The sequence below is a fragment of the Streptomyces sp. NBC_00271 genome, assembly GCF_036178845.1.
In the GTDB taxonomy this organism is placed as follows: Bacteria; Actinomycetota; Actinomycetes; order Streptomycetales; family Streptomycetaceae; genus Streptomyces.
In genome coordinates, this window is sequence record NZ_CP108070.1 from 4,198,878 (window position 1) to 4,222,192 (window position 23,315).

Genomic DNA, 23,315 nt, shown 5'->3' on the forward strand with positions numbered 1-23,315 from the left:
TGAAGCGACGAGTGTCGGTAAGAGACCGGCGCCTGAACCACTTCGGGGGACTTCATGTACGGCATCGGTATCCGCAGAGTCGCGACGGCCATGGTGACCGCGTCGGCGGCCACCCTGCTCATGACCGCGTGTCAGCCGGGCGGGAGCCCGGCGGGGGCGGGCTCTTCGTCGTCGGGCGCTCCGGTCAAGCCGGCGGCGTCCACTTCCACCTCCGGCTCCGCTTCCCCCGCCACGCCCTCCACCCCCGCCGCATCCGCCACGTCCGGCTCGCCGACGCACACCGCGACGCCGCCCACCGGTGCGAAGGCCTGCGGTCTGTCGGATCTCAAGGCGTCCATGTACCAGGCCTCGGTGCGGCCGGACGGTACCGGGACCGGCGCGGCGATCGTCGAGTTCACCAACGTGTCCGGCAAGGCGTGCACCGTCCAGGGGTATCCGACCGTGGCGGGGGCGGGCAACGGTTCCCCCGAGAAGAACCGTCCGCTCAAGGCGACCACGACCGGGGGCGTGTCCACGGTGAAGATCGCGGCGGGCGGGAAGGCGTGGACGAAGCTGACGTTCGTGCAGGTCCAGGGTGAGGCCGACGGCTACTGCAAGTCCGGAGCCACGCCCGCGAGCTACCCGACCCTGGTGGTGGGCGTCCCGGGGGCCGGGGCGCACCAGGTCGCGCTGACGGACGGTGTCATCGCCGAGTGCGACGACAAGGTGACGGTCACCGCCCTCTCGGCGGCCAAGCCCTCCTGACCCACCTGCCCGGCCCTTGTCTCAGAGATGCCGCCGCCGACCGCGGTGCCCAGCACGCGCGGCGGCGGCAGGCGGACCGGCCGGGCGGCGACGGGCGCGCCGACCAGGCCGCCGAGGAGAAAGGCGAGGGCGAGCGGTATCAGCGTGCGCGTACCGGCCGTACCGCGTAATCCGCCCGCGCCGAGCCCCTCATACGGCCCTGGGGAGACGCACAGCTGTGGACAATGGCCGCACCTACGCCCTTGTCCCCGAAAGGCCCCGCATGGTGTTGAGCAGACGTACCTTCAGTGCACTCGCCGGCACCACCGCGCTCGGCCTCACGCTCAGCGGGAGCGACGGCGCCTTCGCCCGCGCGACCGCCCCCACCGGCCCGGCACCGGAACCGCCCGGCGCCGACGGGAACCGCCACACCGTGGGCTTCGACAAGTACTCGATGCTGGTCGACGGCAGGCGGGTCGTCCTGTGGTCCGGCGAGGTCCACCCCTTCCGGCTGCCGAGCCCCTCCCTCTGGCGGGACGTCCTGGAGAAGCTGCGCGCCCACGGGTACAACACCATCAGCGTCTACGTCTCCTGGAACTACCACTCCCCCGCGCCCGGACAGTACGACTTCACCGGCGTCCGCGACCTCGACCTGTTCCTGCGCACGGCCGCCGAGACCGGCCTGTATGTGATCCTGCGGCCCGGCCCGTACATCAACGCCGAGGTCGACGCGGGCGGCTTCCCCGGCTGGCTGACCGCCACCCGGGGCACCGCCCGCACCTCCGACCCGACCTATCTGTCGTACGTCGACGAGTGGCTGACCGCCGTGAACCGGATCGCGGCCCGGCACCTCTACACCCACGGCGGCGGCACGATCGTCCTCTACCAGCTGGAGAACGAGTACGCGAACCACGTCACCAGCCCCCGCGGGCGCGACTACATGGCCCACCTCTACGCCAAGGTCCGTGCCGACGGCATCGACGTGCCGCTCTTCCACAACGACAAGGGGCGCAACGGGTACTGGGCGCCGGGAACGTTCGACACGGGCGGCGAGAGCGGCCGTTATCTGTACGGCTTCGACGGCTATCCCTCGCCCGTCGCGACGCCGCCCGACTGGGGCTACTTCGGCATCGGCGGTACGAAGGGCGGCTCGACGGCGAGTCCCGAAACCCCGGGGCTGCTGGCCGAGTTCGGGGGTGGCTGGTTCGACCCGTGGGGCGGGGTGGAGTTCGACGGGAAGGGGTACGCGGAGTCGGCGCGGACGCGCGACGCGGCGTACGAGCGGCGCTTCTACCTCACCAACCTCGCCAACGGCATCAAGGTCCACAACGTCTACATGACGTTCGGGGGGACCTCCTGGGGCTGGCTGCCCGCGCCGGTCGTCTACACCTCGTACGACTACGGCGCCGCCCTCGACGAGGCCCGCAGACCCACCCCCAAGCTGGTCCCGATGCACCAGCTCGGGCAGCTCCTGCACTCCGTGCCCGACCTCGCCAAGCTGGACCGGGCGGCCGACGTCCAGGTCGGCGCGAGGGGCGGCGCGTCGGGGGCGGACGCCGGGATCACGGCGTACCACCTGGTCAACCCGGACACCAAGGCGCACTTCCACATCCTGCGCAACGACCGGACCGACGACGTCCTGGCCGCCGTCCCCCTCGCCGGAGTGAACGTTCCGCTACCGGTGCCGGTCCCCGGCCTCGACGCCCGGCTGCTCGCCACCGGACTCCGGCTCGGGCGAAGGACGCTGAGGTACTCCAGCGCCCAGCCGATGCTGTGGCTCACCGCCGGACGGCAGGACATCGCCGTGTTCACGGGGCGCAAGGGGGAGGCGACGCGGACGGCCGTCGAATGCGCGAGCGAGCCCACGGTCACCGTGCTGGAGGGGAAGGCCCACCACGCGTACGCGTCCGGCGCGCTGCGCGTCGACGCCGAACTCGGCGGTCTGACACGGGTGTTGGTGGAGGGCGGCGGCACGGACACCCCCCTCCTCCTGCTGCTCGCCGACGACGAGACGTCCGTACGGCTGTGGCGCTACGACACCCCGTCGGGGCCCGTGCTCGTATACGGCCCGGCGCTCCTGCGCACCGCAGCCCTGCGCGACACGACCGTCCATCTCACCGGGGACACCGTCGAGGAGGCCGACCTGGAGGTGTGGGGGCCGCGCGGGATGAGTGAAGTGGTGTGGAACCAGGACACGTTGAAGGCCCGGGCGACCACCTCCGGGAGCCTGCGGGCCGAGCGGCGGCTGCCGGGAGTCCCGGCCGTCCACCTTCCCGCGCTGGGCAACTGGCGCTTCCACGCCGAGAACCCCGAGTCGGCCGCCGCGTTCGACGACTCCGCCTGGAAGGTCGCGGACAGGACCTCCTCGTACAGCACCACCCCCGTACCGGCCGGGCAGCCCGTCCTTTTCGCCGACGACTACGGCTTCCACTACGGAGACGTCTGGTACCGGGGGCGCTTCACGGACGTGGGCGCCGCCGAGTCGGTGTCCCTCTCGTACGTCACGGGCACACAGGGGCTGCTGATGGCGTGGCTGGACGGAAAGCCGCTCGGCACGCACCGGATGCCGGTGCCGGACAAGTCGACGGTGCGGAAGGGCACATGGTCCGCCACGGCCACCTTCCCCGTGCGGTACACGAACGGACCGCACGTCCTGTCCGTCCTCGTCCGCCGGATGCAGCACGACATGGACGGCGCGGCGAAGGACACGCACAAGGCCGCACGGGGGCTCACGGCGGTGACGTTCGCGGGGGCGAGCCCGGCCCTCACCTGGCGGATCCAGGGCGGGGCAGCGCCCGACCCGGTGCGGGGGCCGCTCAACCACGGCGGGCTGTACGGGGAACGGCAGGGCTGGCATCTGCCGGAGTTCGCCGACGGCGGCTGGAAGGTCGTGGACTTCCCGCGGACGGCGCGCGGGCAGGGAGTCGCCTGGTACCGCACCGGGTTCCGGCTCGCGATCGATCCGGGCGTGGACGCCTCGATCGGGCTCACCCTCACCGACGACCCTGCCCGCGCCTACCGCGTCCAGATCTTCCTGAACGGCTGGAACATGGGCCAGTACATCAACGACGTCGGCCCCCAGCACACCTTCGTCCTGCCGGGCGGCATCCTGCGCACCCGGGGCGCCAACACCCTGGCCCTCGCCGTACTGTCCGACGGCACCACCCCGGCCGGTCCCGGCGAGGTGAAACTGACGCTGATGGGCAGCGCGGCCGGAGGGGTACCGGTGACACCGGTGGACTCCCCCGGCCGCGCGCACACCCTCTAACTGAGCCGGATCACGTTCCAGGACAGCGGCTCCAGGACGGCGGTCAGGGTGCCGTCGTCCTGGAGGGTGGTGTCCTCGACGGGGTGCGGGGTGACCCGTTCCTGGTCCTGAAGGGTGTTGCGGGCGTCGGGGTCCGCGTCGGCGACCGCGCTGTGCTCGACGACCGTCGTCAACCCCAGCCGGTTTAGGGCGACTTCGAGCGGCAGCGGCTCGGTCTGGCTGCGGTTGACCGCGAAGACGGTGACCGAGCCGTCCTCGGCGCGCACGGCGGTGGCGTGCAGCAGGTCGACCTCCCCGTACTTCTTCGTCTCGTACGTCGGCGACACCGCGCGGACGTCGAGGACCTCCCCGCGCCCGTACTTCGCCGCCTGCGCGAACGGGAAGAACGTCGTCTGCCGCCAGGCCGCGCCGCCCGGCTCCGTCATGATCGGCGCGATGACGTTGACGAGCTGGGCGAGACAGGCGACGGTCACCCGGTCCGCGTGCCGCAGCAGCGCGATCAGCAGGGAGCCGAAGACGACGGCGTCCGTGACGCTGTAGACGTCCTCCAGGATGCGCGGGGCCTCCTGCCAGTCCTCGACCGGATGCGGGTTCGGCCGGCTCTGGTACCAGACGTTCCACTCGTCGAAGGAGAGGTTGATCTTCTTCTTGGACTTCAGCCGGGCGCCCACGTGGTCGCAGGTCGCCACCACGTTCTCGATGAAGGACTCGGTGTCGACGGCGGAGGCGAGGAAGGAGTCGCGGTCGCCTTCGGTCTCCTCGTAGTAGGCGTGCAGGGAGATGTAGTCGACGAGGTCGTACGTCTCCGCCAGCACGGTCGCCTCCCACGCGGCGAACGTCTCCATGTTCTGCCCCGACGATCCGCACGCGACGAGTTCGAGGTCCGGCTCGATCTGGCGCATCGCGCGGGCGGTCTCGGCGGCGAGACGGCCGTACTCCTCCGCCGTCTTGTGGCCGGTCTGCCAGGGGCCGTCCATCTCGTTGCCCAGACACCACAGGCCGATGCCGAACGGCTCCTTGTCGCCGTGCGCCACCCGCAGGTCCGAACGGGCCGTCCCGCCGGGGTGGTTGGCGTACTCCTGGAGCTCCAGGGCCTCGGCGACCCCACGCGTGCCGAGGTTGATCGCCATCATCGGCTCGGCCTGGGGGCCGATCTTCCTCAGGAAGGCGATGTACTCGGACAGGCCGAAGCGGTTGGTCTCGGTGGAGCGCCAGGCGAGGTCGAGGCGGCGGGGCCGTTCCTCCGCGGGGCCCACGCCGTCCTCCCAGTTGTAGGCGGAGACGAAGTTGCCGCCGGGGTAGCGGATGGTGGTGACGCCCAGTTCGCGGACCAGGTCCAGTACGTCGGTGCGGAGGCCTTCGGCGTCGGCGGAGGGGTGGTCGGGTTCGTAGATGCCGGTGTAGACGCAGCGGCCGAGGTGTTCGACGAAGGAGCCGAAGAGGCGGGGGTTGACCTCGCCGATGGTGAAGGCGGGGTCCAGGGCGAAGCGGGCGGTACGCATTCTTTTCCTTCCGGGGGTTCGGTTTTGTCTGCGGGTTCGGGGGGGCTGGTCGCGCAGTTCCCCGCGCCCCTAACCGGCGACGGGCCAACCGTTCCTCGTCCAGTTCAGCCTGTTCAGGCCCAGCTTGGGGGTGCCTGAGTCGTTGCCGTCGTAGTAGTGATAGGCGATCCAGTCCTCCCCATGGGCACGGAAGACCGACTCACCGCCGGGGCCGACATAGCGACCGTGGGAAGCGAGGAACAGGTCGCCGCCGCCCTCCAGCATCGGCTTGCCCGTGCTGTCCACGTAGGGGCCGGTCACCGATGCCGATCTGCCGACCCGGATCTTGTAGGTGGAGTTCACGCCCGCGCAGCAGGCGTCGTAGGAGGCGAAGAGGTAGTAGTAGCGGCCGTGTTTGACGATGTACGGGCCCTCGACCGCGTACGGGGCGTCCGGGCGGGTGGCCAGGTGCTCCACGGGTGTGTCCGCGATCGCCTTGCCGGTGCTCGGGTCCAGTTCGACCATGCGGATGCCCGTCCAGTACGAGCCGAACGCCATCCACAGCTTGCCGTCGGCCCGGATCACCGCCGGGTCGATGGCGTTCCAGGCGTCAGTGGTCCGAGAGGTGAAGGCCGGGCCGTGGTCGGTCCAGGTGCCGGGCATGCCGGTCTTCGACGTGGCCACGCCGATCGCCGAGTGGTTGGTGCCCCAGGAGGAGACGGCGTAGTAGAGCCAGTAGCGGCCGTCTCGGTAGGAGAGGTCGGGGGCCCAGGGGTCGGCGGTGGAGTTGTAGTCGTACCACCAACTCGGGGGCGTGGTGAAGGCGTTGCCCGCGTCGTCCCAGTGGTGGAGGTCGGTGGAGAGGCGGGCGCCGAGGACGCCGCCGGTGGAGTAGGCGACGTAGCGGCCGTTCCTGAGGTGGGTGACCGTGGGGTCGTGGATGATCTGCTGGCCGGTGAGGGGGAGGGGGTCGGGGTAGGTGACGTCGGCCGACGCGGTGGTCGGGAGCAGGGCGATGGTGGCCGCGGCGAGCAGCGCGGCGAGTCTCAAGCGCTTCAACTCACACTCCTCTGGGCTGTTACTGGCCGGCCAGACCCGTGTGGGCGACACCCCGCACGATCTGGCTCTGGAAGAAGACGAACACGACGATCAGCGGGAGTCCCGCGATCAGGCCGCCCGCCATGAGCTGTGGCCAGACGATGCCGAAGGCGTTCTGCACGGTGGCGATGCCGTTGGGCATGGTCATCAGGTCGGGGTTGTTGGTCACCATGTAGGGCCACAGGAAGTTGTTCCACGAGGCGATGAAGGTGAAGATCCCGACGGCCGACAGCGAGGGCTTCGAGAGCGGCAGGACGAGGGTGAAGAAGATCCGCCAGCGGCCCGCGCCGTCGATGAACGCCGCCTCCTCCAGCTCGCGGGGCAGCGACTGGAAGAACTTGTAGAGGATGTAGACCATCGCGGCGGGGGCGCACTGCGGCAGGATCATGCCCCAGTAGGTGTCGACCATGCCGAGCGACTGCACGGTGGTGAAGAGCGGGACGCCGAGGATCGCCGGGGAGAACATCAGGCCCGCCATCGTCACGGCCATCAGGACGGACTTGCCGCGGAACTCGGTGCGGGCGAAACCGTATCCGGCGAGGGAGGCGACCAGCAGCACGACGAAGGTGACGCAGACCGACACGACCAGCGAGTTCACGAACCAGTTGGGGATGTTGCCGGCCTCGAAGACCTTCCGCCAGGAGTCGAGGGTGAGGTCCTTGGGGATCCAGTGCGGCGAGGCCACCGATTCCGCCGGGGTCTTGAGCGACGTGGACAGGGCCCACACCAGCGGCGCCATCCAGATCACGGACAGGGCGAGGGCGACGACCGTCAGGGCGATCTGCGCGGGCGTCCAGGTGCTGCGGGGTTTACGGAGGGTGGGTGACGGCGTGGTCATCGGGAGATGCCCTCCTCTCGGCTGCGGAGCAGCCACATCCGCCCGAGGGCGACGGCCGCGATGATGAGGAACAGGACGAAGGAGATCGCGGAGGCGTAGCCCACGCGGTAGCTGGTGAAGCCCTGTTCGAGGGTGTACTGGACGAAGGTGCGGGTCGATTCCTCCGGCCCCGGGCCGAACTGGTACATGACCACCGCCTGGTCGAAGACCTGGAGCGAGGCCAGGATCTGCAGCGCGATGACGAGGCCGGTGATGTTGCGCAGGTTCGGCACGGTGATGTGGAGCATGCGCCGGAAGGCGTTCGCGCCGTCCAGCTCGGCCGCCTCGTAGAGGTGTTGGGGGATGTTCTGGAGAGCGGCGAGGAAGAGCAGGAAGGAGAATCCGACCGTCCACCACAGGGTCGCGACGACGACGGCGAGCAGGGCCGTGGACTTCTGGGTGAGCCAGGGGGTGGTGAGGCCGAGTACGTGGTTGACCATGCCGTTGGTGGGCTGGAACAGCCACCACCACAGGTTGCCGATGACGGCCGAGGGCAGCAGGAACGGCGCGAAGAAGCACAGCCGCCACAGCCACTTGAAGTGCACGGTGTGGTGGGCGATCAGCGCCATCAGCAGGGCCACGACGACGATGCACGGGACGACGTACAGGGTGAACTGGACGCTGTGCCACAGCGAGTTCCACACGAGGTCGTCCTTGAGGGCCTCGCGGTAGTTGTCGAGGCCGACGAAGTCGGTGTGGTCGCCGGAGATGTTGGCGTCGGTGAAACTGAGGTAGAGGCCGCGGACGACCGGCAGCAGCACGAAGAGTCCGTACAGGACGAAGAACGGGGCGACGAACCAGCCGCCGTGCTGGAAGCGACGGCCCCAGCGCACGCGGGCGGAGTCGGCGGCCGTGGTCGCGCGAGGACGCAGGGTGGTGGCGGCGACCGTGCTCGTGGCGCTGCTCATGCGCCTGCTCCCTTCAGCTCCTGGGCGGCCGTCCTGCCGTCCATGGGGTTCTTCATGGCGAGCAGTCGCTCCAGGACGGACTTCATACGGCGGGCCGCCGCGGCCGGCTTCGCGGAGCCGAGGTTGGAGGAGGCGACGACCGGGCCGACACGTTGCGCAAGGACGCCGGTGGAGCCGGCGAACCAGATGTGCGGTTCGGTGGCCGGGTGCTCCATGGCGGGCCCGGAGTACTCGTTCTGCGGGCTGAGCTTGAGGTAGGCGGGATCCTTGAAGGTGGGCAGATAGGCGGGCACATGGCCGCCGATGGCCCAGGTGGTGGCGTGGGTGACCATGTAGGCGGCGAGCCGGTAGGCGCCCTCGTCGGCGGCGCCGCCGCGGCCGGACTGGTGGGGCAGGATGAAGGAGTGCGACTCGGCGTGGGTGGCCCGTCTCCCGAACACCGGGGGCAGCGGCTGGGCGCCGAAGTCGAGCTTCTCCCCGTTGAAGTACGGCACCGACCAGTTGCCCTCCCAGGTGAACGGCGACCCGGCGAGGAACGCCTCGCCGTCGGCCTCGCCGACGGTGACATAGCCGTCGGTCACGTGCTTGCGGAAGAACTCCAGGACCTCGGTGGCCTTGTCGGTGTCGAAGGTGACGTCGGTCTGGTCGTCGTTGAAGTAGCCGCCGCCGAGCTGCTGGTAGAAGGCGACGAAGAACCACCAGGCGAAGTTCTGGTCGTTGGCGTGCAGGCCGAGGGTCTGCTGCCCGCTCTTCAGCTGCTTCTTGGCCGCCTTGAGGAGGGCGAACCACTCGTCGGTGGAACCGGCGGCCGGCAGCCGGCCGTCGGCGTCGAGCAGCCCGGCCTTCTTGCAGACGTCCTTGCGGTAGAAGCAGAGCTGGACGTGGATGTCGAGGGGCAGGGCGTAGAGCTTGCCGCCGACGATGCCGCGCTTCCACAGCACGGGGTTGAAGTCGGCCTCCCGCACGCCGTACTTGGCCAGAAGGTCGATGTCCCAGGGGTCCAGGAGGCGGCCGGGCGCGAACCCGGGGACGCGGCCCTGGTGCATGACGGCGAGGTCCGGTGCGCGGTTGCCGGCCGCGGCCATGGCGAGCTTGGTGTAGTACGGGCCGCCCCAGGTCAGGGTGGAGTCCTTGACCGCGATGTCCGGATGTTCCTTGCGGAAGGCGTCCACCATCGCGACCTGGTTGGTGCCGTCGCCGCCCTGGAAGAGGTTCCAGTAGCGGACCCGGGTGCGCGCGCTGGAGGCGAGCGCGTCCGCGCCGGTGCCGAGCGCGGCGAAGCCGAGGCTGCCGGCGACGGTCAGGCCGCCGAGCGCGGCCAAAACGTTCCTGCGGTTCAGGTTCCCACGATTCGGATACCCGTCGTTCAGGTCAGGTCGTCCCATGCCCTGCCCTCACTGTTCGAGATTCACTGTTCGAGATTTCGGTGATCGCTCGTAACTTCGAACGGGACCGTAGATAGGAAGCGCTTTCTCGTCAATGGTTTGCACAAAAATCGAAGGTCCCCGTCCGGTGGTCGACGACCGGACGGGGACCTTCGAGGGGGAAACTGTCAGCCGGCGAACGGCGGCTGCGGCAGGCCCTTCCCCGCGCCGGGGACGACGAGCACCGAGCCGGAGAGCGGATGCGGCGCCTCCAGGCCCGTACGCGCCGTGGTGATGTACAGGTCGGTCAGGTCCACGCCGCCGAAGGCGCAGGCGGTGGGGCGCGGAACGGGAAGTTCCACGACCCGGTCGAGCTCGCCGTCCGGTGTGTAGCGGCGGACCGCTCCGCCGTCCCAGAGGGCCACCCACACACAGCCCTCGGCGTCGACGGTGAGCCCGTCGGGCCACCCCGCGCCCTCTTCGATCACGGCCAACGGGCGCCTGTTGAGGGGTGGTTGGCCGTCACCCACGTCACCTACGTCGAAGACGTCGACGCGGCGGGTCGGGGAGTCGATGTAGTACAGCAGCCGGCCGTCCGGGCTCCAGCCCGTTCCGTTGCTGACGGCGACGTCGCCGAGGAGCGGGGTGACCGTGCCGTCCGCGGCGATCCGGGACAGGGTGCCACCGCCCGGGGCCTCGTCGTAGCGCATGGTGCCGAAGAGCAGCGAGCCGTCCGGGGCGACCGCGGCGTCGTTCGCGCGGCGGCCGGGGACGGGGTCGCGGTGCAGCCACCGAAAGCCCTCGGCGCCGCCGTACGTCGCCACGCCGTCCCGGAGATTGACGACCAGGCCGCCGCCCGCGCGGGGCTTGGCGGCGCCCACGTGCTGCTCGGTGACCATGACCGTGCGGCGCCCGGAGACGGGGTCGTAGGTGTGGACCCGGGAACCGAGGATGTCCACCCAGATGAGCCGCTGCGCGTCCGGATCCCAGGTCGGGCCCTCACCGAGGGCCGCCTCGGCGCGCACCGCGACGTCGAAGGCCGTGCCGCCCGTCCCGCTCGCCCCGGTCACCCCACCACGCTCCGGTGGCCGAGCCGCTCGGACAGCTCGACGGCGCCCTTCGCGGCGAGCTGCTCCAGCTCCACGCGGCGCTCGTCGCTCCAGCGGATCATCGGTACGGAGATGGAGAGCGCGGCGACGACCTGGCCCGTACGGTCGCGCACCGGGGCGGCGACGCAGCTGACGTCCGGGTTCGACTCGCGGCTCTCCACGGCGACGCCGCGGCGGCGGATCTCGGCGAGGGCCTCGCGCAGGGCGCCCGGCTCGGTGATGCTGTTGGGCGTCATCGCGACCAGGTCCGCGTTGTCCGGGATACGGGAGGTCAGCTCGACGTCGGGGAGCGAGGCGAGCAGCATCTTGCCGACGGAGGTGCAGTGGGCGGGCAGGCGCCGGCCCGCCGCGGACACCATGCGCACGGCGTGCGTGGAGTCGACCTTCGCGATGTAGATGACGTCCGTGCCCTCCAGGATCGCCACGTGGACGGTCTCGTCACAGGTCTCGGCGACGGACCGGGCGACCTGCTGGCCCTCGGCGGCGAGGTCCAGCTGCTCGGCGTACCTGCTCCCGAGCTGGTACGGGCGCACACCGAGGCGGTAGCGTCCCGGCTGGCCGGGAACCTGCACGATGTACGAGCGGGCGGCGAGCGTGGTGACCAGCTCGTGCACCGTCGTCCGGGGAAGCTGGAGCTTGCGCACGATGTCGGGGGCGGAGAGCGTCCCGTCCCCGTCGAGGAAGAGCTCGAGTATGTCGAGAGCTCGGGTCACGGCAGGTACGAGGCGTCCCACAACCGGCCCCCTCCCTATGTTCGAAATTTCAACAGCCGATCGGCATGACGAACACAGGCTACTCATAGTGCTCTTGCACGGGCAATGGGTGGGTGACGGTGAGGTGCGAGGGGTGACAGTGCACTGGTGAGCAGGCGGAGTCGGCCGCGCGCGACGGGAGCTCAGCGGCGGGGGTGGGGATCACCCAGCTCACCTCGGAGACGCTGCGCGCGGAGTACCAGCTCCAGCTCGAACCGCCGGTCCGGATCGTCGATCTCGTCCCCCCACAGCTCCCTGATCTGGCGGAGGCGGTAGCGGACGGTCTGGGGGTGGACACCGAGCCGCGCGGCCACCTCCGGCGCGCCTCCGCGCGTCTCCAGCCACGCCAGCAACGTCTCCGCGAGACGTCGCCCGTGCGTCGGCCCGCAGTGCGCGAGCGGCGCCAGGCAGCGCAGGGCGAGGTCGTCGATCAGCTCCTCGGGCTGGAGGAGCACCAGGGCCTCGGTGTGCTCGGTGCAGTGCAGCACCTCCCCGCCGGGCAGCAGCCGCCGCTCCATCAGCCGTACCGCCGCATCCGCCCAGCGCAGCGACTTCGCCGCGTCGGCCAGCGGCACCGGCGGCCCGATCGCCCCGGACCACCCGGTCAGCGCCCGGTGCAGCAGCTCCGGCCGCCCGGCGGCGTCCGGCTCGGGCACCACCATCCGCGGCTGCTCGTACTCCATGTCGAGCAGCACCCCCTGCCCGACGGCGGGCGCCACGGCCTCCCGCGCCGGCCGCAGCAGCACCCCGACGGCGACCTTGTCCGGCAGTGGCCAGCCGATCCGCGCGGCCCGCTCGACGAGCGCCTCGGCGGGGTCGCCCCGGTGGTGGTGCTCGGCGAGCAGCAGCTCCATCAGGCGCCGCTGGAGACGGAGGCGCTCCCCCGCCTGCCGGGCCGCGGCCTCGGCGTAACCCCGTACGGACTGGTCCACCAGACCGTCCAGGTACTCGTATCCCGCGTCGACGAGCTCGTACATCGCCGGTGGCGGGATCTCGACCCGCTGCCCGATCTCCGCGAACCGGCGCCAGGCGAGGCGGACGCCCAGCCGGTAGATCGCCTGCAGTGAGTCGAGGCTGCGGCCGTGCAGTCCCTCGCCGCGGCCGAACTCCTGGAAGACCTCGGGGTGGACGCGGGGTCTGCCCTCCGCCGTCTCCAGGTGCTGCACGAAGACCTCGATGGCCCGGCGGATGCCGACGAGGGCCATCGGCTCTCCGGAGTCGTCGAGGACGAGGGGCAGGTTCGGGTACTCGCGGCGGATCTCCCGGAGGATCTCCTCGGCGAGATCCGGCGCCTCGGCGAGGGCGATCGCCGCGAACTGCCGCACCTGGGCACGGGGAACGTCATGCCAGGCCGAGCGTATGGCGACGGTCCCGTGGCCGGCCTGCACCTTCCGGTCCGCCTCCGGCGCGCCCCGCGGCACGGTCAGTGCTCCTGGTCGGCATGTTCGTATGTGATCAGGGGGGTGTTCGGCTGATCGGGGGTCGCGTCGAGCAGCGCGACGATGCCGAGTGCGGCACCCACGGCGAGCGCGGCGGCGGCAGCGACGGTGAGTACGGCGGCCAACAGTCTGGACATCGCAGGGTGAGCCTCTCTGTCGGAGGTCGTCCCCACCCGTTTCCGTGATCCGCGCAGCCCGTTTCGCCGGTCCCGTCCGGCAAGTCCTCAGTCTCGACAATGCATTGACACTCCGTCAAGGGTGCCCGTACGGTTCCCGGCCCATACCGCACGTGCACTTTCCCTCCTGGTGTCGACGCACCCGTATCACCGCGTTCCACCCGTATCACCCGCATCACCCGTGACCGGCCGTGATCAGCCGCGATCAGCCGTGATCACTCGTGCGTCGAGCCTCCTCACGCCCCTGGAGTGCCCGGATGCGCCGGAAACCCTCACCCTTCGCACTGGTCCTGCTCGGCCTCGGCACGTTTCTGCTCGTACTGGCCCCGATGCTCGCGTGGTACGTGGAACCGCGGGCCGCCGTGAACCCCGTCGACATCGACACGACCGCCGTCTACACCGGCACGGGCGCCTATTTCGACACCGCCCAGATCCAGACCCTGTTCGACAAGCGGATCACCATCACCCAGCAGGTCAGAGGCGATGTCGCCGACAGTGAGCACAGCGGGCGCGCCGTCTGGGACGTGACGACGACGGTCGACACGGACAAGTCGCTGCCCGCGGCCGACCCGTACGACGCGCTGGAGTTCTTCCCGAACCGCTGGGTCACCGACCGGAAGACCAACCAGCCGGTGCACTGCTGCCAGGAGAGCCCGCGCTTCGAGGGCGACGCCTACCTCAAGTTCCCCTTCGACGTGCAGAAACACGCGTACCGCTGGTGGGACAACTCCCTCGGCGAACCCATCACGCTGGCCTACCGGGGCACCAAGAAGATCCAGGGCTACACGGGTTACCGCTTCACCGGCACGGTCCCCCCGACGAAGATCGGCACCCGGCTGGTGCCCGGCAGCATCGTCGACCAGCCCGGTCGCCCCCAGGTGCTGGCCGAGGAGTGGTACTCCAACCACGGCATCGAGCTGGTCGTCGACCAGCGCACCGGCCGGGTGCTCTACGCCCAGGTCGGTCCGCGCAGGACGTTGCGCGCCCCGGGTTCCACGTACGACTCGACGCTGCTCCTGGATGCCGACAAGCTGGCCTTCACCACGGCCACCCAGAAGGACCAGGTGAAGCAGGCGAAGAAGGAGAGCGGTCAACTGCGTCTGCTGGGGCAGACGTTGCCGATAGATGCCGGTGTGCTCGGGTTCGTCCTCGCCGCCGTGGGGGGCGTTTTGGTGGTACGAGGGCGACGGGATCCCGGTTCGCCCGGTAACTCCCCTTCAGCACTCACGATGTGATGGGCTGTCAGCTCCACAAAGCCCGGAATTTGTCACCTCGGTGAGTAGCAGCTTCCCAGCGCCGGGCGAAAACTATCCACCCCCACCCGAGCACAGCCCGCCCACACTCCCGTGACAGCCGGTACCCGCATCCCCCACAGATCGGCAGATTCACCCCCATCAGATCGGCGCATTCACCCTCGAAGAGACCGACCCGCCCTACGCCCCACCCCCCACGCTGAGTTCCGCACCCTGAGACGAGTTGGAGCACCCATGCCCCAGCACGTGCCCTCCCCGCTGCGCGCCGCGGTCCCGCGCGACGCGCAGTCCCTCCCGGCGCTTCCCCCACCGCCGCGCCGCATCGTCTTCCTCGCCCACCGGGACCTGGGAAACCGGTCCGCGGGCGGATCCGAGATCCTCGTCGACCGGCTCGCCGAGGGACTGACCTCGCTCGGCCACCAGGTCACCCTGGTGTGCGGCGGGCCCGCGGCCTACCACGACTACCGGGTCGTCTCGGCGGGCGGCGACCTGGGCCACTTCCTGCGCGCCCGCTCCGCCTTCCACCGTCAGGTCGGCGGCTGCGACCTGCTGGTCGAGGTCTGCAACGGCATGCCGTACCTGGCGCCGCTCTGGCACCACGGCCCCACCCTGTGCCTGGTCAACCACGTCCACACGGACCTGTGGCGGATGCGGTTCGGCGGACCGCTGGCGCCCGCCGCCCGGATCGGCCGAAGACTCGAACACTGGGCACTGGCGGGCGCGCAGCGCGGCAATCTGCTGGTCGCCGTCTCGCCGTCGACGGCCCACGCGCTGCGCGCGATCGGGGTGCAGCGGGAGCGCATCCGGGTCGTGCACAACGGGGTCGAGGAGCCGGGCCCACGTGCCGAGCGCTCGCCGGAGCCGCTGTTCGTGGCGATGGGACGGCTGGTCGAGTACAAGCGGATCGATCTGCTGCTGCGGCTGTGGGAACGGGTCCGCCCGGTCACCGGCGGCCGGCTGGTGATCGTCGGCGACGGTCCCGAGCGGGAGAGACTCCACCACCTGGCAGGAGCGGGTGTGGAGTTCGCGGGCCGGGTCTCGGAGGCCGAGAAGCACCGGCTGCTGTGCGCCGCGTGGCTGCTGCTGCATCCCTCCGCCGTGGAGGGCTGGGGGCTGGTGGTCACGGAGGCGGCCGCGCGCGAGACCCCGGCGATCGCCTTCGACGTGCCCGGACTGCGCGACTCCGTGGTCGACGGCGAGACGGGTGTGCTGGCGCGCGGTGAGTCCTCGTTCGCGGCGGCCTGGTGCACCCTCGCCCTGTCCACCCACCGCCGCACCCTCATGGGCAAGTCCGCCCGCGACCGTGCGGCCCAGTACCGCTGGAACAACACCGTGCGCCAGTTCAGGGCGGTGGCCACGGAGGCGGCCACCTCCTGGCGGAGGTGACGCCCATGGACGGCGACCCCGAAATACCCCGCCGAGCCCGCACCAAAAACGCACCCCGGGCCTGGAAGGACCCCTCCTTCCGTCGTTCGTTCGCGCTGTTTCGGGCCTTTATGCGGGAGCAGGACGATCCCGAGGGCTGCTACTCGTTGCTAGCCCGTGACGCCGCCGACCAGGTCGAGGCGTACGGCGGCATCGAGGGACGTACCGTCGTGGACGTCGGAGGCGGCGGCGGGTACTTCACCGCGGAGTTCCGGCGGCGCGGAGCGCAGGCGTATCTCTTCGAGCCGGACGTACGGGAGCTGGGGGCGAAGCCCGACGGCTCGGCGGTCGTCGCCGACGGGTATCTGCTGCCGCTCGCGGACGGGGTCGCCGACGTCACCTTCTCCTCCAACGTCCTCGAACACGTGGCCGACCCGCAGACGTTCCTGAGCGAACTGGTGCGCGTCACCCGGCCCGACGGGCTGATCTACGTCTCGTTCACCAACTGGCTCTCCCCGTGGGGCGGTCACGAGTGGGCGCCCTGGCACTACCTCGGCGCGGAGCGGGCGCGCGCCCACTATCACCGCCGTACCGGAAAGCCCGCCAAGCACACCCTCGGCGAGAACCTCTTCGCCGTGCACATCGGCCCCACCCTGCGGCAGGTGCGCGCCCGCGACGACGTCACGGTCGTCTCGGCGCGCTCCCGCTACTGGCCCCTCCTCGCCTCCGCCGTCACCAGGGCGCCGGGGCTGCGGGAGTTCGCCACCTGGAACCTCCTCCTCATCCTCCGGCGGTGTCCACCATGACGACCACGGTCCAGGCTCCTCCCCCGGCGGCCGTCCGCCCCGTCTCGACCACGTCCGGCCCCCCGCACGGGCCACGGTCCAGGCGCTGGCTGCTGGGGTTCTGGGCCGTGGTGTTCGTGCTGTTCCTGGCCGTGCACCCCGGACGCATGACGTTCGACACCAAGCTCGGTGTCGTGCTCGACCCGTGGCAGTTCCTGTCCGACCTGGGTCAGTTGTGGCACGACCGGGGCGGTTTCGGCGGCATCCAGGACCAGTACGTGGGGTACGTCTGGCCGATGCTGCCGTTCTACGGCCTGTGCAAGCTGATCCACCTCCCGGTGTGGCTGGCGGAACGGCTGTGGCTGTCGATCGTCGTGTCCGTCGCCTTCTGGGGCGCCCTGCGGCTGGCCGAACGGCTGCGGATCGGGAACGGTTCCTCCCGGCTGCTCGCCGCCGTCGCGTACGCGCTCTGGCCGGTCTTCACGATCGTCGTCGGCTCGACGTCCGCCGCCGCGCTCCCCGGCGCCCTCCTCCCCTGGGTCCTGCTCCCCCTCACCGACGAGCGCTACAGCGCCCGCGTCGCCGCCCTCCGCTCGGCACTCGTCGTCCCCTTCATGGGCGGCGTGAACGCGGCGGCCACCCTCGCCTCGCTGCTCCCCGTCGGGCTGTATCTGCTGTCCCGTCCACGTGGACCCCGGCAGCGGAGACTGATCACCTGGTGGGTACCGGGCGTGATCCTGGCGACGGCCTGGTGGGTGATCCCGCTGCTGATGCTCGGCGTCTACGGCGAGAACTTCCTCCCGTACGTGGAGACCTCGGGGACCACGACCGCCACCATGTCGGCCACGGAGTCCCTGCGCGGCGCCGGGAACTGGGTCGCGTACCTCCACTTCGGCGAGGCCTGGCTGCCGGCCGGCTGGACCGTCGCCGCCTCGGTGATCGTGATCGTCTGCTCGGCGCTCGCGGCGGGGCTGGGTCTCGCCGGGCTCGCCAGACGTGACATGCCCGAGCGCCGCTGGCTGGTGCTGACCGTGCTGTCGGTCGCGCTCCTCACCCTCGCGGGGTACGGCGGCGCGTTCGGCGCGCCCTTCCACGGCGTCGTCCAGGACTGGCTGAACGGCTGGCTGGTCCCCTTCCGCAACATCTACAAGTTCCAGACGGGCCTCGCCCTGGCGCTGGTGTTCGGCCTCGCGCATCTCGTCGGGGTCGCCGCCGAGCCACGCGGAGCCCGTCCCGTACACGGACGCCGCTACGCGCCCCTCGTCGCGGCCGTGCTGATCCTCCCGGGTCTCGCCTGGCCGTACCTCAACGGGTCGATCCTCAACCCGGGTTCCTTCCAGCAGCTCCCCAAGTACTGGCAGACCACCGCCGACTGGCTGAAGAAGTACTCCCCCGACTCCCGTGCCCTCGTCGTCCCCGCCACCGCGCACGGCCTCTACACCTGGGGCTCCCCCATCGACGAGCCCCTCGACGTGCTCGCCGACTCCCGCTGGGCCGAGCGGGACTACGTCCCCTTCGGCACCCCCGGCAACCGGCGCGCCATGGACGCCGTCGAGCAAGCGCTCATGACCGGCGGTGACGTCCCCGGCCTCGGCGACTACCTGAGCCGCGCCGGGCTCTACTACGTCGTCGTCCGCAACGACCTCGACCCCGACCAGGTCGGTTACGTCCCGACCCAGACCGTGAAGCGGACCCTGGAACAGTCGGGCTACGAGCGCGTCACCGGCTTCGGACCGGTCGTGACCGGCGGCCGGATCGCCCACCACGCCCCGCTCCAGGTCGAGGGCCTCTACCCGCGCGAGCGCGCCGTCGAGATCTACGAACCGGCGAGCAACGGCGCACCGCGCCCCGGGCAGGCCGGGCTGAGCGCCATCGCGGACACCGCCGTCGTCTCCGGCGGCCCCGAGGCGCTGCTGCCGCTGGCCGCCGACCCCGCGATGCGCGGCCGCCCCGCCGTCCTGACCGGCGACAACCATCCCGGCCTCGGCACCGCCGCGGTCCAGGTGGTCGGCGACGGGCTGCGACGCGCCGACACCCGCTTCGGCCTGGTCAACTCCAACACCTCGTACACGTACACGCCCGACCAGCGCAACGACAGCGACAGCGCCCAGGACGCCGGCAAGAAGCCGCACCAGATCCTGCCGACCAAGGGCATCCGGCACCAGACGGTGGCCGAGCTGCGCGGCGCCCGCTCGGTGACCGCGTCCTCCACCGGCAACTGGCTGTTCCACCTCCCCCAGTACGACCCCGTGAACGCCTTCGACGGCAACCCCGACACCGCGTGGGCGGAGGGCGCGTCCGGTTCCGCGAACGGACAGTGGCTGCGGATCAGCTTCGAGGGGTCCCTGGACATGCCGAAGTCCTTCAAGGTCACCCCGCTGCCGCAGGACGGCATGCGGTCCGCGGCGACCCGGGTCCGGGTGGAGACGGAGAAGGGCTCCGCCACCAGCTATCTCGAACCCGACGGCACGACCCAGACCGTCAAGGCACCTGCCGGGTCGACGAGTTGGATGAAGCTGACGATCACCGACTCCACCGCGCAGCGCGCCGGCCTGACCGGCGCGGGCTTCTCCGAGATCGCCCTCCCGGAGGTCCAGGTCACCCGCCTGCTGAAGCTCCCGACCGACGCCGCAGGATCGGACGCCTCCGCCGAGATCGTCTCCCTGCACCGCACCACCGACCCCACCGGCCTCGCCCCCACGGGCACGGAGGCGGGCCTGCACCGCACCTTCGCCACCTCGACGGCGGGATCGTACGAGGTGAACGCGAGCGCCGTCGCGATCACCGGCGACGCACTCGACAAGCTGCTGTACGACGTCTCGCCCCAACAGCCGAACCGGATCGTCGCGACGGCCGACTCCACGTCGGCCCTCGGCCCCGGCCTCGACGCGCGCAATCTCACGGACGGCAACCTGACCACGGCCTGGATCGCCGGGGACAGGCCGACGATCCATCTGAGCTGGCCCGACAAGAAACCCGTCTCGTCCATGGTCCTGGCCGCGGCCGGCGGCCTCTCCACCCGCCCGACGAAGATCGAGATCCGCTCCCCGGACGGGGACACCGTGGCCGGCGTCGACGAGAACGGCTGGGCCCGCTTCGACCCGATCACCACGAACCACCTCGACATCACCATCACCGAGACCGCGCCCCTGACGCTCCACAACCCGGTCGCGGGCGCCGATCTGCAACTGCCGGTCGGGCTGACGGAGTTGTATCTCCCTGACCTCGCCGAGTACCGCACCACACAGGCCGTGGAGACACAGGAGTTCTCGCTCCCGTGCGGGAAGGGGCCCACGCTCGCGGTCGACGGGAAGCTGTACGCGACGAGCGCGAAGGGGACGGTGGGGGATCTCGCCGAACGGCGGCCGGTTCAGCTGACGCTGTGCCAAGAGGGCTCCTCGAACGCAGCGTTGGACCTCGGATCCGGTTCGCACCGGGTCGAGGCGGGCGACGCCGGGCCCCTCGCGGTCACGGACGTCACCCTCACCCGGGGAACCGTCGAGGCCGTCGCCGGTGCCGGGCGCGAGCTGCGGATCGTGGACTGGCTGGGCGACCGTCGCGAGGTGAAGGTCGGCTCCGGCGCCGCCTCGTACCTCACGACGTACGAGAACTACAACGACGGCTGGCAGGCCACGCTGGGCGGCAAGAAACTGACGCCCCTGCGGCTCGACGGCTGGCAGCAGGGCTGGCGGATCCCGGCCGGCGCGGGCGGCACGGTCACGTTGTCGTACGAGCCCTCGACGACGTACGAGGCCGGGCTGATCGGCGGCGGGGTCGGCGTGGCGGCTCTCGCGGGCCTCGTGCTGTGGCGTCGCCGCGAGGCCAACCCCGACGAGCCGCAGCCGACGGCGCCGGACGCCGGGCTCTGGCTCGGCACGGTGGCGCTCACCCTGGTGGGCGTGGTCATCGCGGGACCGTTCGCGCTGCTGGTCCCCGCGCTGGCGCTGCTCGCGTGGAAACGACACGCGCTCCTCGTACCGATCGCGTTCCTCGCGCTCACCGGGGCGGGGATCGCGGCCGCCACCGGCGCCGGGTCGCCACCGGGCGCGAGCGAGGGCGCGTTCGGACCCGCGGCACAGTTGCTGGCCCTGATCGGGTTGTTCGCCGGACTGGTGAGCGTCCAAGAGCCGCCCGGCGCGGCACCCCGGGGCTCCCGCCCGGTCCCCCCGCTCGGCCCGCCCCCGGGCTCCCAGGCCCCGACGGCACCACTCCCCCGACGCCGCCGCGGCGAGAACGGCGGCCCCGGGGCCGCACCGGACACGGAGGCCGGAACGGTCGAGGAGGCGCCGGGCGGCGCACCCGGGTCGTCCGAGCCGACCGGAGCCGAGCACCCCGCACCGGCCCCCGGGCCCGACCGTGCCTCCAGCCCGACCATCTCCGCACGCGGCCCGGGTTACGCCCCGCGCGAGGCGGGCGCGGGTCACCCGGGTGCGGGCGAGGCGGTCTCGCACGAGGCCGATCCGCCCACCGCCCGGATCGCCTTCCGTAAAACGGGGAACCCGGCGGACGACGACACGGGAAGGGGCGAACCCCGATGACCGCGCTGGAGCACCCGGCACGGGACGGTACCGACGGACCGTCCCGGCGCCCCGCCCGCGTGCCGTTCCCCGTCGTGGACGAGGTCTCCCGGCACTGTGTCCAGGAGGAGGAACCCGAGACCGTCCACATCGAGGTCCACCTCCCCGGCCGGCTCGACCCCGCCCGCCTCACCACGGCGTTCACCGAGGCCCTGCACCGTCACCCCCGCATCCTGATGCGCGAGGCGGCGGGCCCCTGGTACCGCCGCCGCTACGAGTGGGAACTCACCCCCGATCCGGACCTGGAGGTCGTCTCCTTCCCGCCACCGGGCCCGGGAGCCCTCCAGCGCGCACGGACCCGCGCCCTGCTGACCGCCCCGCCGCTGACCGCCTCGCCGCCCATCCGCCTGGAGGTGGTCGACGGCGCGGGGCCGCCGGTCGGCAGCGAGGCGACGGACGCGGTAGGTACGGCGCCGCGTGCGGTGGGCACGGCGCCGCGTACCCACAGCGGCCCCCGCCCCAAGGGCACCGTCCTCTTCCTCACCGTCAACCACACCGCCCTCGACGGCCCCGCCTGCCTCCGCGTCCTCGCCACCGCCGCGGAGCTGTACGGAGGCAAGGACAACTCCCCGACCGCACCCCCCGTACGGCCGCCCGAGGCGGAGGCGAAGGCCGTGCAGGTCGACACCCCGTCCACCTGGACCCCGCCCGCGCGCGTGGCCCACGGCACCCCGGAGCCCTCGCCCGGAAACGGCCTCCTCGTCACCGAACTCGGCGTCCCGCACCGCCCCAAGGGCTCCCCGTACACCGTGAACGACCAGCTCATGGCGGCCACCGCCCTGATGATCACGCACTGGAACAGGGAACACGGCGCCCGACCGCGCCCCCTGCGCATCACGATGCCGGTCGACGACCGCCCCCGCGGCACGGACATGCCCATCGGCAACGGGACACGACTCGTCGAAGTCCCCTTCACCGTCGAGGAGGTGGACGCCGGGCAGATGGGCGAGCTGCTGCGCCGTACGGCGGAACGCACCCGCGCGCTCAAGTCGCTGCCCCGGCCCCAACTCGGCCACGGCGCCACCCTCCTGACCGCCCCCGTGGTCCCGGTCGCCTGGCGCGCCGCCCTCACCCGGGGCCTGCGCCGCGCGGCCGGCCCCTGGACGTCGACCGCACTGCTGAGCAACATCGGCCGCATCCCGTACGCGCTGGACTTCGGCGCGGAGGCGGGCCGCACGCACGCGGTGTGGTTCTCGGCGCCCGCCCGGACGCCCCGCGGCCTGACCGTCACCACGGCGTCCACCGCGGGCCGTCTGCACGTCGCCCTGCGCTGGTCGCGCACCCTGCTCAGCCACGGCGACGGCGCCCACCTCCGCGACCTCTTCGAGCACTATCTACACGCGACGGAGGAGGACCGCAGCCGATGACGCCCACGACCTCGACCCCTACCCCCGCCCCTTCCGCCGGCTCGGCAACGGCCGCCGCCCGGCAGGGACTTCGCGACTTCTACGAGGATCCGAGCGTCCCCGTCGCCTCCGGCACCCCCCGCAGCCTCCGCCAGGCCCGGATACTGGCCGCCGCGCTCGGCCCCGCCACGGCCGGCGCGCGGACCGTGCTGGACATCGGCTGCGGCGACGGCACCGCCGCCGCGACCGCCGCGCCCCTGCTCGCCGGACACCGACTCGTCGGCGTCGACTGGTCGCAGGACGCCCTCAGACGCGCCCACGCCCGGCTGCCGTACGCGATCCGCGGCGAACTCACCGACGGCGGGCTCCCGTTCGCCGACGCCGCGGCCGACGCCGTCCTGTTCAGCGAGGTGATCGAGCACCTCGTGGACCCCGACAGCGCCCTGGACGAGATCCGCAGGGTCCTGCGCCCCGGCGGCCACCTGATGCTCTCCACCCCGAACCTCGGCGCCTGGTACAACCGCGCCCTGCTGCTCGCCGGTGTCCAGCCCGTCTTCTCGGAGGTGAGCCTGCGCGCGATCCACGGCCGCCCGGGGCGGGAGGTCGTGGGCCATCTGCGGCTCTACACGGCCCGCGCGCTGCGGGAGTTCGTGACCGCGGCGGGCTTCGAGGTCGTACGGCTGAGCGGGGCGCCCTTCCACGGCGTACCGCGTCCGCTGCGCCCCCTGGACCGACTGGCCTGCGCGGCGCCGGCCCTCTCCTCCATCCTGCTCCTGCACGCCCGAAGGACGTAG

The 23,315-nt window shown here is 71.5% G+C and carries 17 protein-coding genes; 8 read left to right on the forward strand and 9 right to left on the reverse strand.

The window, feature by feature from the left end; translation table 11 throughout:
* Nucleotides 1-54: 54 nt before the first annotated feature.
* Entirely contained in the window at nt 55-744 is a 690-nt protein-coding gene (locus tag OG798_RS19520) for a DUF4232 domain-containing protein (protein WP_267061674.1), read from the forward strand.
* A 262-nt stretch (nt 745-1,006) separates the two neighbouring features.
* Complete coding sequence (locus OG798_RS19525) at nt 1,007-3,991, forward strand: beta-galactosidase (protein WP_328757392.1); 2,985 nt, start codon at nt 1,007-1,009, stop codon at nt 3,989-3,991.
* Here the strand turns inward: OG798_RS19525 and arfA are convergent.
* From arfA to OG798_RS19570, 9 genes are all read right to left on the reverse strand, one after another.
* Nucleotides 3,988-5,493: an arabinosylfuranosidase ArfA gene (arfA, locus tag OG798_RS19530; RefSeq protein WP_328757393.1), complete on the reverse strand. Its 1,506-nt coding sequence runs from the start codon at nt 5,491-5,493 to the stop codon at nt 3,988-3,990. The two genes, OG798_RS19525 and arfA, sit on opposite strands and share 4 nt — an antisense overlap.
* A gap of 69 nt (nt 5,494-5,562) precedes the next feature.
* The gene (locus tag OG798_RS19535; RefSeq protein ID WP_121416238.1) at nt 5,563-6,531 is read right to left on the reverse strand and encodes an arabinan endo-1,5-alpha-L-arabinosidase; all 969 of its coding nucleotides are present in this window, start codon (nt 6,529-6,531) and stop codon (nt 5,563-5,565) included.
* Nucleotides 6,532-6,550: 19 nt separating this feature from the next.
* Entirely contained in the window at nt 6,551-7,408 is an 858-nt protein-coding gene (locus OG798_RS19540) for a carbohydrate ABC transporter permease (RefSeq protein WP_095854848.1), read from the reverse strand.
* A complete protein-coding gene (locus tag OG798_RS19545) occupies nt 7,405-8,355 on the reverse strand; it encodes a carbohydrate ABC transporter permease (protein ID WP_067369604.1) in 951 nt (316 codons plus the stop codon). Before OG798_RS19545 ends, OG798_RS19540 begins: the two co-directional genes overlap by 4 nt.
* Nucleotides 8,352-9,740, reverse strand: a complete 1,389-nt coding sequence (locus tag OG798_RS19550) for an extracellular solute-binding protein (RefSeq protein WP_328757395.1) — start codon at nt 9,738-9,740, stop codon at nt 8,352-8,354. The genes OG798_RS19545 and OG798_RS19550 overlap by 4 nt, the downstream gene beginning before the upstream one ends.
* Before the next feature lie 167 nt (nt 9,741-9,907).
* Entirely contained in the window at nt 9,908-10,789 is an 882-nt protein-coding gene (locus OG798_RS19555) for an SMP-30/gluconolactonase/LRE family protein (protein WP_328757396.1), read from the reverse strand.
* Nucleotides 10,786-11,562, reverse strand: coding sequence for an IclR family transcriptional regulator (locus tag OG798_RS19560; protein ID WP_075026703.1), 777 nt, complete (start codon nt 11,560-11,562; stop codon nt 10,786-10,788). Before OG798_RS19560 ends, OG798_RS19555 begins: the two co-directional genes overlap by 4 nt.
* Nucleotides 11,563-11,723: 161 nt before the next feature.
* Nucleotides 11,724-12,968 carry a helix-turn-helix domain-containing protein gene (locus tag OG798_RS19565; protein WP_067370541.1) on the reverse strand — a complete coding sequence of 415 codons (1,245 nt, stop codon included), beginning with the start codon at nt 12,966-12,968 and terminating at the stop codon, nt 11,724-11,726.
* A 35-nt stretch (nt 12,969-13,003) separates the two neighbouring features.
* A complete protein-coding gene (locus tag OG798_RS19570) occupies nt 13,004-13,156 on the reverse strand; it encodes a hypothetical protein (protein ID WP_167552120.1) in 153 nt (50 codons plus the stop codon).
* 296 nt (nt 13,157-13,452) lie between these two features.
* Between OG798_RS19570 and OG798_RS19575 the strand changes: the two genes are divergently transcribed.
* From OG798_RS19575 to OG798_RS19600, 6 genes are all read left to right on the forward strand, one after another.
* Complete coding sequence (locus OG798_RS19575; RefSeq protein WP_328757397.1) at nt 13,453-14,430, forward strand: DUF3068 domain-containing protein; 978 nt, start codon at nt 13,453-13,455, stop codon at nt 14,428-14,430.
* 252 nt (nt 14,431-14,682) lie between these two features.
* Nucleotides 14,683-15,834: a glycosyltransferase family 4 protein gene (locus tag OG798_RS19580; protein WP_095854844.1), complete on the forward strand. Its 1,152-nt coding sequence runs from the start codon at nt 14,683-14,685 to the stop codon at nt 15,832-15,834.
* A gap of 5 nt (nt 15,835-15,839) precedes the next feature.
* The gene (locus OG798_RS19585) at nt 15,840-16,619 is read left to right on the forward strand and encodes a class I SAM-dependent methyltransferase (RefSeq protein WP_328757398.1); all 780 of its coding nucleotides are present in this window, start codon (nt 15,840-15,842) and stop codon (nt 16,617-16,619) included.
* Nucleotides 16,616-21,136 carry an alpha-(1->3)-arabinofuranosyltransferase gene (locus OG798_RS19590; protein ID WP_328760053.1) on the forward strand — a complete coding sequence of 1,507 codons (4,521 nt, stop codon included), beginning with the start codon at nt 16,616-16,618 and terminating at the stop codon, nt 21,134-21,136. The genes OG798_RS19585 and OG798_RS19590 overlap by 4 nt, the downstream gene beginning before the upstream one ends.
* On the forward strand, nt 21,133-22,542 hold the full coding sequence (locus OG798_RS19595) for a condensation protein (RefSeq protein WP_121416231.1): 1,410 nt from the start codon (nt 21,133-21,135) through the stop codon (nt 22,540-22,542). Before OG798_RS19590 ends, OG798_RS19595 begins: the two co-directional genes overlap by 4 nt.
* On the forward strand, nt 22,539-23,315 hold the full coding sequence (locus OG798_RS19600; RefSeq protein WP_328757399.1) for a class I SAM-dependent methyltransferase: 777 nt from the start codon (nt 22,539-22,541) through the stop codon (nt 23,313-23,315). The genes OG798_RS19595 and OG798_RS19600 overlap by 4 nt, the downstream gene beginning before the upstream one ends.

What these genes read in the sequence shown, in the direction of transcription:
- OG798_RS19520 (WP_267061674.1), top strand. Translation starts at nt 55, where the DNA reads ATGTACGGCATCGGTATCCGCAGAGTCGCGACGGCCATGGTGACCGCG.
- OG798_RS19545 (WP_067369604.1), bottom strand. Translation starts at nt 8,355, where the DNA reads ATGAGCAGCGCCACGAGCACGGTCGCCGCCACCACCCTGCGTCCTCGC.
- arfA (WP_328757393.1), bottom strand. Translation starts at nt 5,493, where the DNA reads ATGCGTACCGCCCGCTTCGCCCTGGACCCCGCCTTCACCATCGGCGAG.
- OG798_RS19600 (WP_328757399.1), top strand. Translation starts at nt 22,539, where the DNA reads ATGACGCCCACGACCTCGACCCCTACCCCCGCCCCTTCCGCCGGCTCG.
- OG798_RS19585 (WP_328757398.1), top strand. Translation starts at nt 15,840, where the DNA reads ATGGACGGCGACCCCGAAATACCCCGCCGAGCCCGCACCAAAAACGCA.
- OG798_RS19540 (WP_095854848.1), bottom strand. Translation starts at nt 7,408, where the DNA reads ATGACCACGCCGTCACCCACCCTCCGTAAACCCCGCAGCACCTGGACG.
- OG798_RS19570 (WP_167552120.1), bottom strand. Translation starts at nt 13,156, where the DNA reads ATGTCCAGACTGTTGGCCGCCGTACTCACCGTCGCTGCCGCCGCCGCG.
- OG798_RS19525 (WP_328757392.1), top strand. Translation starts at nt 1,007, where the DNA reads ATGGTGTTGAGCAGACGTACCTTCAGTGCACTCGCCGGCACCACCGCG.
- OG798_RS19550 (WP_328757395.1), bottom strand. Translation starts at nt 9,740, where the DNA reads ATGGGACGACCTGACCTGAACGACGGGTATCCGAATCGTGGGAACCTG.
- OG798_RS19575 (WP_328757397.1), top strand. Translation starts at nt 13,453, where the DNA reads ATGCGCCGGAAACCCTCACCCTTCGCACTGGTCCTGCTCGGCCTCGGC.
- OG798_RS19595 (WP_121416231.1), top strand. Translation starts at nt 21,133, where the DNA reads ATGACCGCGCTGGAGCACCCGGCACGGGACGGTACCGACGGACCGTCC.
- OG798_RS19580 (WP_095854844.1), top strand. Translation starts at nt 14,683, where the DNA reads ATGCCCCAGCACGTGCCCTCCCCGCTGCGCGCCGCGGTCCCGCGCGAC.
- OG798_RS19590 (WP_328760053.1), top strand. Translation starts at nt 16,616, where the DNA reads ATGACGACCACGGTCCAGGCTCCTCCCCCGGCGGCCGTCCGCCCCGTC.